A 3,376-nucleotide genomic window follows, 5' to 3' on the forward strand; every position below is an offset into this window, starting at 1 on the left:
TTATTGCGATCGCTCGTACTCAGTTGTCCACTCTGGGGTTGATTCGGAGCTAGGTTGACAACAGACTGTTGTAATAGTCTAGTAGTAAAATTTAAATTTGCACCACCACCACGTTCATAGTAGTCAACAATTGTAGTGAATGTGCCGCCATTACCTGCATCAAAAATTCCAGTATTAGTAACTGTAGCCTGATCAACTAAGCGATCAATAATAGTCTGACCTGCAATATTGACCTTCACACCATCATCAGAAGTTGTCTGAATTTCATGGCGACCAGGTGCAAAATATCGCTGTGTCGTTGCACGCAAAGAGAAATTATCTGAATTGATAGCCCAGTGTGGGGAACCGTTTCCCCAATCACGAGAGAAACCTTGACTACCATCACCCCAATCTTGAACAAGTACCGGAGTACCAGTACGAGAAATATTATTGTAAAGTTCTACTCTCCAATTACTGGATGAAAACTCCACTGATAGCAAATCATCTGATACGGTGATAAAGCCTGTATCATCCTCAGCTTTCAGCGATAATAATTCCCCATCACTAATACTCTCACCTCTCACCAACTGCGAGAAAATATCCCCTTCATCCCCAGCAGCATCTAGCACATTAATTTGACTATCTAAATAATGCCCAAACTCCTCTAACAAAACCCCTGTAACTGCCCCAAAATTACCCAAATTAGCTGCTACAAATTCCTGAGATAGATAAATAGTATTCTTTTCCTTCGCATACGCTCCATTAAAACTTTGACCAAATACTAATTTTATATCTGGTGTAGTAGTAAACGAATAATTGTAAGTGTAATTACGGATTATAAGTAATTTACCTGAATTTATATGAATTATTGATAAAGTTGCGTTTTTATCCTCAAATGTCTGAATTAGGATTTTTAGGATGAAAGGATTAACACGATTGAGAATTTTTTCTGTCTGAATCAGGATTCTCAGGATGAAAGGATGAACAGGATTAAGAATGAATTTTTTCCTGATCCTGAAAATCTTCAAATCTTGTAAATCCTGATTCAGACACTATTTACGCTTCAATTACCACGCGAAGATTACCGCGTTTATTAGCAACCCGACAAGCTGTAGTGCTACCAGAACGCTCAAATTCTAAATCTAAGATTGTCCCACCAACACGCAAATTGTGTACCGATAAACGATTGATTGATTCTGGCAAAGCCGGGTCAATAATTCGCAAACAATTATTCTGCGCGTCAGGGACTAAATTAACTATCATTTGCAGTAGTTGGAAGATGCTACCCGTAGCCCAAGCTTGGGGAGAACAAGCAACTGGATACTGTACAGGAGTATTATCACCGTTGAGTTCATACCCACAAAACAGTTCTGGTGGACGTTGATAAGACTGGTAACTGGTCATATTAAATAAACCTTGGAATAATTCCAAAGCTTGATCAATTAAACCGAGCGATCGCAATCCCATCGCAATCATGGCATTATCATGAGGCCACACAGAACCAGTATGATAACCCATCGGATTATAAGCCGGTGACAAACTGCTCAAAGTGCGAATACCCCAACCATTAAACATATCTGCGGCTCGCAACCTTTCTGCCACACTGTAGGCTTTTTCAGGTGTAAAAATGCCCAATTGCAGACAATGACCAGGATTAGAAGTAATACTATCTACTTTATTTCCTTCACCATCTAAAGCCAAAGCACAGTAATCTTGGTCTTCACTCCAAAAATCTTGATTAAAACGCACCTTTAGACTTCTGGCTTCTTCTTGCCAACGCTCTGCCAAATCCAGATGCTTTTTCATCTTAGCAATTTCTGCTAGATTATTTTTCGCTGCATAGACATAAGCTTGCACCTCACACAAAGCAATAGAACCATTGGCCAACTCACCTTTGCGGTTAACAATACAATCACCAGAGTCTTTCCAACCTTGGTTAGTTAAACCACGTTTTGATTTACATTGATAACTGAGATAGCCTGTTTGTTGGATATTCCGATCAATCCAATCCATTGCCGCTAAAGCATTAGGCCAAAGTTGATCTAGGGTTTCTTGGTCGTGAGTCCAAGCGTAGTATTCAGCATAAAGCATCAACCACAGAGGAGTAGCATCAATTGTTCCGTAATAGGGAGTATGGGGAATTTCTTGACAACGTGCCATTTCCCCTAGGCGAATCTCGTGTAAAATCTTGCCCGGTTCCTCTTCCCGCCACTCATCCTCAATTTTACCCTGGTACGTAGCCAGCAGCATCAAGGTTTCTCTGGCAATCTGCGGATTTAACATCAAGGTTTGAGAAGCGGTAATAATCGAATCCCTACCAAACAGCGTCGAGAACCAAGGCACACCAGCAGAAACAGTTTTGTACTTGCCAAAAGACTGGCGTAATAAATACATATCCTCTTCAGCCCTTTCAAGGACTCGATTGAAAAGACTTTTGTCTGAGCTAATACGTGTAATTTGTTGTACCCAATTTTGCTCCTCCATCAACTCAGCCGCTTTTGCCTGTGCCAAGGTAATAGCAGCATTCACCGTAGAACTAGACTGGTTGTTGATGAACATATTTACCCGGTAGCCCAGCTTTTGGGTTTCGTGAGCAGCCAACTCTAGCTGCCAAACTGCTGTGTACCCCTTAAAATAGTCTGGTTGACGATACTGGAATTGGATGCGAGATTCCATTACCGCACCATCTAAACCTTGATAAGCCAGAGTCAGAACTTCCTCTCGGTGTGGTTGAATAGAGGCGGGTGCAATACCATCACCTATTACTCCTGGCTGCGTCGGTTCTATGAGGCGCAAAAGTTTGCCCCGGTGTTCTCGGTTATAGCCCCGGACTTCAAATAAATCCACAAAATCCGCATCAAAACTGAGGCTGAGTTCAAAAGTGATGCTAGTGGTGCTGTAGTTGGCAACTTCTATTTCTTCAAATAGTGCGCCGTTGAGAACAATTTCCCGACGAATGCCTATAGTATCGGCTTTAAGGCGTTCTTCAACCTTGGGATTAGTACACAAAATCGAGAGGGCAAAACCCTTTTCAGCAGTGCTACTCAGTAAAACAGGCGATCGCCCATCAATCTGCAATTCTAGGCGACTTAAAAACCGAGTATCACAGCAAAACATCCCCAAACTGGCATTTCCTTCATTGATGGAAAAACCGGAAATGTTCCCCATTGTATCTGTCACCAAGAATAAATCATCATCTTTAACTGTCAGTGTTGGCTGAGGTTTTTCACTAACAACACAAGGCCATTCTGGAATCGGTAGCTGTTCGGCAGGAATAAACGTTTTTCCATCCAAGAAAATTCTTTCTGGGGTAATCAACATATCCGGTGTCATTAAGCAAAATTCCCATACAGGACTAGATTTGGACTTTGGTCATTGGTCATTGGTCATTGGTCAT

At 41.6% G+C, this 3,376-nt stretch carries 2 protein-coding genes; both read right to left on the reverse strand.

All coding sequences use genetic code 11. The annotated features are described in order from the left end of the window. A partial coding sequence (locus A9Y75_RS25700) for a PA14 domain-containing protein (protein WP_236721540.1) occupies positions 1 to 1,007 on the reverse strand: 1,007 nt, incomplete at its 3' end. Between the two features lie 28 nt (positions 1,008 to 1,035). After that, positions 1,036 to 3,312 carry an amylo-alpha-1,6-glucosidase gene (locus A9Y75_RS25705; RefSeq protein WP_071192721.1) on the reverse strand — a complete coding sequence of 759 codons (2,277 nt, stop codon included), beginning with the start codon at positions 3,310 to 3,312 and terminating at the stop codon, positions 1,036 to 1,038. Between the last annotated feature and the right edge of the window lie 64 nt (positions 3,313 to 3,376).

The sequence above is a fragment of the Trichormus sp. NMC-1 genome (assembly GCF_001858025.1).
In the GTDB taxonomy this organism is placed as follows: Bacteria; Cyanobacteriota; Cyanobacteriia; order Cyanobacteriales; family Nostocaceae; genus Anabaena.

Bases quoted from the DNA above. Each gene is read 5' to 3' on its own strand.
- A9Y75_RS25705 (WP_071192721.1), bottom strand. From the start codon at position 3,312: ATGACACCGGATATGTTGATTACCCCAGAAAGAATTTTCTTGGATGGA.